Source organism: Streptomyces sp. SID14478 (assembly GCF_010548525.1).
GTDB lineage: Bacteria > Actinomycetota > Actinomycetes > Streptomycetales > Streptomycetaceae > Streptomyces.
The window spans coordinates 1-5,574 of sequence record NZ_JAAGMG010000741.1; the positions used below are offsets into that span (position 1 = coordinate 1).

General features: G+C 72.7%; 7 protein-coding genes. 3 read left to right on the forward strand and 4 right to left on the reverse strand.

The annotated features are described in order from the left end of the window. Nucleotides 1–399 (reverse strand): VOC family protein (locus tag G3I40_RS24670; RefSeq protein WP_164304312.1); only part of this gene is annotated, 399 nt, incomplete at its 3' end. 184 nt (nt 400–583) lie between these two features. Here G3I40_RS24670 and G3I40_RS24675 point away from each other — a divergent pair. Continuing rightward, nucleotides 584–1,231, forward strand: coding sequence for a TetR family transcriptional regulator (locus G3I40_RS24675; protein WP_164304313.1), 648 nt, complete (start codon nt 584–586; stop codon nt 1,229–1,231). Between the two features lie 113 nt (nt 1,232–1,344). Here the strand turns inward: G3I40_RS24675 and G3I40_RS24680 are convergent, their stop codons facing one another. Then, on the reverse strand, nt 1,345–1,824 hold the full coding sequence (locus G3I40_RS24680) for a nitroreductase family deazaflavin-dependent oxidoreductase (protein ID WP_164304314.1): 480 nt from the start codon (nt 1,822–1,824) through the stop codon (nt 1,345–1,347). Next, nucleotides 1,824–3,005, reverse strand: coding sequence for an acyl-CoA dehydrogenase family protein (locus tag G3I40_RS24685; RefSeq protein ID WP_164304315.1), 1,182 nt, complete (start codon nt 3,003–3,005; stop codon nt 1,824–1,826). Before G3I40_RS24685 ends, G3I40_RS24680 begins: the two co-directional genes overlap by 1 nt. Nucleotides 3,006–3,110: 105 nt before the next feature. Between G3I40_RS24685 and G3I40_RS24690 the strand changes: the two genes are divergently transcribed. Both G3I40_RS24690 and G3I40_RS24695 read left to right on the forward strand, forming a co-directional pair. Beyond that, nucleotides 3,111–4,280 carry an acetyl-CoA acetyltransferase gene (locus tag G3I40_RS24690; protein WP_164304316.1) on the forward strand — a complete coding sequence of 390 codons (1,170 nt, stop codon included), beginning with the start codon at nt 3,111–3,113 and terminating at the stop codon, nt 4,278–4,280. An 86-nt stretch (nt 4,281–4,366) separates the two neighbouring features. Then, entirely contained in the window at nt 4,367–4,939 is a 573-nt protein-coding gene (locus G3I40_RS24695) for a dihydrofolate reductase family protein (RefSeq protein ID WP_164304317.1), read from the forward strand. A gap of 14 nt (nt 4,940–4,953) precedes the next feature. Here the strand turns inward: G3I40_RS24695 and G3I40_RS24700 are convergent. Beyond that, on the reverse strand, nt 4,954–5,574 hold a 621-nt coding region (locus tag G3I40_RS24700), incomplete at its 5' end, for an FAD-dependent oxidoreductase (protein ID WP_164304318.1).

Consider the following 5,574-nt stretch of genomic DNA (forward strand, 5'->3'; position numbering starts at 1 on the left):
CAGTGCGCCCGGGGCGCGGGTCCGCTCGAACCCCTGGTGGCTGCCCGCCTGCCACAGGCCGAAGGCCGCGCCCTCGGGCCCGGCGGCCAGTGCCACGGTCGCCACGGCGCCGTCGGACTCCGGCCCCGCCGTGATCCGCCCGCCCGCGCCGACGACCTTCTCGGCGGCCGCGTAGGCGTCCCGTACCGCGAAGTGGACGGTCCAGGCCGCTTCCCCGGGCGCGAGTGCGGCCACCGCCCGGTCCTGCCCGTACGCCGCCGTGTAATAGCCGCGCTCGGCCCCCGCGCCCTCGTCGAAGGTCCACCCGAAGAGGTCTCCGTAGAAGCGCTTGCCCGCCTCGACGTCGGGGAGCCGGGCGTCGGCCCAGCACGGGGCGCCCTCGGGGAAGTCCGGGTACATGACGCAACGCTAGCCACCGCGGCCACGCCGCCGTGCTTGAGATTCGAACGTCTGGCCAATTCCCGCCCCCTCGGCCGCCGCTTTTGTCCGGCGGCGGTCCCCGCCGCGGTCCCGTTTGACGGCGGCCAACCCCATTTGCAGTCGGTCAGATCGCGCTCCGATCACCCCTCGGTAAGCTGACGGCATGACAGGACAAGTACGTACCGTCGACGGCCGTGTGGCCGGACGGCGTGGTCAGGCAACACGTCAGAAGCTGCTCGAATGCCTCGGCGAGATGCTCAGCTCCTCGCCCTACCGGGACGTCAAAGTCATTGATGTGGCCCGAAAGGCGGGCACTTCGCCCGCCACGTTCTACCAGTACTTCCCGGACGTCGAGGGCGCCGTCCTGGAGATCGCGGAACAAATGGCCACCGAGGGCGCGGGGTTGACCGATCTGGTCGCCGACCGCTCGTGGGTCGGCAGGGCCGGCTGGGCCACGGCTCAGGAACTCGTGGACGGATTCCTGGAGTTCTGGCGCAAGAACGACGCAATTCTGCGTGTGGTCGACCTCGGTGCGGCCGAGGGGGACAAGCGCTTCTACAAGATCCGCATGAAGATCCTGAACTCGGTGAACAACTCCCTTGCGGACGCGGTCAAGGAGCTCCAGGACAAGGGCAAGGTCGACAAGGACGTGAGCCCCACGGCCGTGGCCGGTTCCCTGGTCGCCATGCTCGCGGCGGTCGCCTCGCACCAGAAGGGCTTCCAGAGCTGGGGTGTGAAGCAGGCCGAACTCAAGCCGAACCTGGCGCTGTTGGTGCATTTGGGCGTGACCGGAAAGAAGCCGACCAAGTAGCTCCCTTTTCCTCCTGGTCCTGTCGTGCGGCGGCGGCTCGCGTGTTTGCGTGAGCCGCCGCCGTTGCAGTTCCCCCGCTTCCCCGCCTCTCCCGCCTCCGCGTCTCCCCTTGCCTAGGTCCGCCGCTCCAGGCGGAACAGCCGGATCTCCCGGTCGATCCGCGCCTGGTACGCCGCGTACGGCGGCCAGAACTTCAGCGCCGCCGCCCAGGCCTCCTCCCGCTCCCGGGAGTCGAGCTGCCGGGCCCTCACCGCGATGTCCTCGCCGCGCCAGCTGATCTCGGCGTCGGGGTGCGCCCGCAGGTTCGCCGTCCAGGCCGGGTGCCCGGGGCGCCCGAAGTTCGACCCGATCAGCAGCCAGGTCCCCCGCTCCTCCTCGGGCATGCAGGCCAGCGGGGTGCGCCGCGCCAGCCCGCTCTTCGCGCCCTTCGCGGTCAGGATCACCCCCGGCAGCATCTGGGCGCTGAGCAGCACCTTGCCGCGGGTGAGGCGGTGCACGGTGCGGTCCATGGCGGGGACGACGTGCGGGGCCACACGGGCGAAGGCCCTGGTCGACGACACCTTCTGGACGAACCGCAGGCCCGGTGGCGCCATCAGGCACTCACCTCGAACAGCTCGGCGGCCTGCGCCGCGCGCGCCCGCAGCAGATGGACGGGCCCGAAGAGCAGGTCGTCTCCGGTGGCCCGCTTCAGGTACAGGTGCGCGTCGTGCTCCCAGGTGAAGCCGATGCCGCCGTGCAGCTGCACCGCCTCGGCGGCCGCGGTGCGCAGCGCCTCCAGTCCCTGCGCGAGCGCGAGCCCGCCGACCCGCACCCCGTCCTCGGTGCTCGCCGCCCACGCGGCGTAGTACGCGGCCGACCGCGCCGCCTGCACCTGTACGTAGACGTCGGCGAGGCGGTGCTTGACGGCCTGGAAGGAGCCGACGGGCCGGCCGAACTGTTCCCGTTCCTTGACGTAGGCGACGGTCCGCTCCAGCGCCCGTTCGGCGGCGCCGACGGCCTCCGCGGCGAGCAGCGTGGCGGCGGTGTCCCCGGCACCCCCGAGCGCCCCCACCACGTCACCGTCCTCGGCGCCCAGCAACTCGACGTCCACGTCCCGCAGTTCGACCCGTGCCTGCGGCCGCGTCTCGTCGAGGGAGGTCTGCCGGGTGCGCACGAGCCCCGGGGCATCGTCGCGCACGAGGAACAGCAGCGTGCGGGAGCGGGCGAAGCCGCCGGTGTGCGCGGCGACGAGGAGGAGCCCGGCGCTGTGCCCGTCGAGCACCTGCTCGGCCTGTCCGTACAGCCGCCAGCCGTCGCCCTGCCGGCCCGCCTGCACCCCGCCCGCGCGCCCGCCGCCCGCCCAGTCGCCCGCGTTGTCGGCGACCAGGCCGAGGGCGGTGGCGAGGCCGGTGCCGGGCACGGCGAGGGTCGCGGTCAGGGAGCCGTCGGCGATGCGCGGCAGCAGCGCCGCCCGCTGCTCCTCGGTGCCCAGGGCGGTGATCAGCGGGGCGACGAGGCCGCTCGTGGCGAACAGCGGGGTCGGCGCCAGGACCCGTCCCAACTCCTCGCTGGCAAGAGCGAGTTCGGTCACTGCGGCACCGACGCCCCCGTGTCGCTCGGGCAGCGCGAGCCCCGGCAGGCCGAGCTCCGCGCTGAGCGTGCCCCACAGGGCGGGGTCGTGTCCGGCCGGGGTGCGTCCCGCGGCCTTGACGTCGTCCGGGGTGCAGCGTTTGGTGGTGAGTTCGCGCAGGGTACGGCGGATCTCCTGCTGTTCGTCGGTGAACCTGGCGTCCATGCGAGCCCCTTTCTGACGGGCCGTCATATTAGGCCCGGGGGCCGCGTATGCCCAGAGCCGGGCGCACCTGTTACGCGACTCCGGATCTGATGTACCGTCAGATTCATGACTGGCCCCCACCGTAAGGCCGCCATCGCGGGCATCGCGCTGTCCGACTGCGGCCGCGTCGACGAAGCCACTCCCTACGCCCTGCACGCCCAGGCCGCCCGCCGCGCCCTGGCCGACGCGGGCCTGCCCCCTTCCGTGATCGACGGCTTCGCCTCGGCCGGTCTCGGCACGCTCGCCCCCGTCGAGGTCGCCGAGTACCTGGGCCTGAAGCCGAGGTGGGTCGACTCGACCTCGGTCGGCGGCTCCACCTGGGAGGTCATGGCGGCCCACGCGGCGGACGCCATCGCCGCCGGGCACGCCCGCGCCGTCCTCCTCGTCTACGGTTCCACCGCGCGGGCCGACATCAAGGCGAAGCGGCGCACGTCGAACCTGTCGTTCGGCGCACGCGGCCCGCTCCAGTTCGAGGTGCCGTACGGGCACTCGCTCATCGCCAAGTACGCGATGGCGGCCCGTCGGCACATGCACGAGTACGGCACGACACTGGAGCAGCTGGCCCACGTCGCCGTCCAGGCACGGCAGAACGCCTCCCGCAATCCGGACGCGATGTTCCGCGACCCGATCACCGTCGACGACGTCCTGGCCGGCCCGATGATCGCCGACCCGTTCACCAAACTCCACTGCTGCATCCGCTCGGACGGTGGCGCGGCGGTGCTGATGGTGGCCGACGACCTGCTCCCCGACTGCGCCAAGTCCCCTGTGCGGGTTCTGGGTTCGGGCGAGTACGTCTCGCACACCACCATGTCCGAGTGGGACGACTTCACGGTCTCCCCCGCGGCGGTGAGCGGCGCCCTCGCCTTCGAGCGGGCCGGGGTGACCCCCGCCGAGATCGACATCGCGGAGCTCTACGACGCCTTCACGTACATGACGCTGGTGACCTTGGAGGACCTCGGGTTCTGCGCGAAGGGCGAGGGCGGGGCGTTCGTCGAGAAGGGCCGCCTGCTGCACGACGGCGAGCTGCCCACCAACACCGACGGAGGCGGCCTGTCCGCGCAGCACCCGGGGATGCGCGGCCTGTTCCTCCTCGTCGAGGCGGTGCGGCAGCTGCGCGGCGAGGCGGGCCCGCACCAGGTGCGGCGCGCGGACGGTTCCCTGCCGGCGCTGGCCGTGGCGTCGGGGACGGGCGGATGGTTCTGCTCGGCGGGCACGGTGGTGCTGGGGCGGGACTGAGCCCGCCTCCGAGGGTCGCCGATGAGTTTCTCCCGGGGCCGCGGTCATCATGGGCGACAGCAACCCCGTGAACCAGGAGACCTCAGATGCGTACGCTCATCAGCACCGCCTTCGTCTCGCTCGACGGCGTCGTGGAGGCGCCGGGCGGCGAGCCCGGCTACCGGAACGCGGGGTGGACGTTCAAGAACGTGGAGTTCCTGCCCGAGGCCTTCGAGATCAAGGGCCGGGAGCAGCAGGAGGCCTCCGCGATGCTCCTGGGCCGCACCAGCTACGAGGCGTTCAGCCCCGTGTGGCCCGGCATGGAGGAGTTCGCCCGGTACAAGGACCTGCCGAAGTACGTCGTCTCCACCACGCTCACCGACGACGCCCTCGTGGACGGCTGGGGCGAGACCACGATCCTGCGCACCCTGGACGACGTCGCCGCCCTGAAGCAGACCGAGGGCGGCCCGGTCATCATGCACGGCAGCGCCACCCTGAACCACGCCCTCTCCGACGCGGGCCTCATCGACCGCTACCACCTGCTCGTCTTCCCGCTGCTGCTCGGCGCGGGCAAGCGGCTGTTCTCCGCCACGGACAAGGACGCGCAGCAGCTGCGCCTGGTCGAGCACGAGGCGTACGCGAACGGGGTGCAGAAGAACGTGTTCGACGTGGTGCGCTGACGCCCCTGCCGTCCCTACGGGCGGCAGCGGTCCAGTTCCGGACGCGGGCGGCCGGTCGTGAGCTCCTCCGCGACCAGGCGGCCGGCCGTCGGGGCGAGCGAGATCGCCGAGTGCATGACCGCGACGTAGAGGCCCTCGGCGGCGGGGCCGACGAGCGGACCGTGCGCGGGCAGGGGACGGTGCCCGACCCGGACGTCCCGCAGACGGATCCCGTCGGCGCCGCGGAGGGCGCTCCGCAGCCGCTCGACGGTGCGCCGGGCCGCCTGCTGGAGCGCGGCCCCCGGCGGCCCTTCCTCGTGCGGCGTCACTTCGTGCGGCGTCACCGTGTACGGCATCACCGCCAGGAGTTCGCCGTCGCGGACCTCCCGCACCTCCAGATCGGGGCGCGCCAGGATCGTCCTGACCAGCCCCGGTGGTGCGGTGAGCCGCAGACGGCAGGCCGGGGACACGGACACCGGCAGATCGATGCCGAGGGGCGCGACGAGTTCCCGGGTACCGGTCCCCGCGGCCAGGACGACGGTCCCGGCGGCATGGGTCTTCGCGCCGGTCCCTTGCGTCGTCACGCCGGTGACGCGGCCCGTCGCCGACCTCACGAGCGCGACCCCGGATGCGGCACGGACCACCCGCGCGCCCCG

Coding starts and splice junctions, on each gene's coding strand:
- G3I40_RS24680 (WP_164304314.1), bottom strand. CDS start 1,824: ATGGCGCCACCGGGCCTGCGGTTCGTCCAGAAGGTGTCGTCGACCAGG.
- G3I40_RS24685 (WP_164304315.1), bottom strand. CDS start 3,005: ATGGACGCCAGGTTCACCGACGAACAGCAGGAGATCCGCCGTACCCTG.
- G3I40_RS24690 (WP_164304316.1), top strand. CDS start 3,111: ATGACTGGCCCCCACCGTAAGGCCGCCATCGCGGGCATCGCGCTGTCC.
- G3I40_RS24695 (WP_164304317.1), top strand. CDS start 4,367: ATGCGTACGCTCATCAGCACCGCCTTCGTCTCGCTCGACGGCGTCGTG.
- G3I40_RS24675 (WP_164304313.1), top strand. CDS start 584: ATGACAGGACAAGTACGTACCGTCGACGGCCGTGTGGCCGGACGGCGT.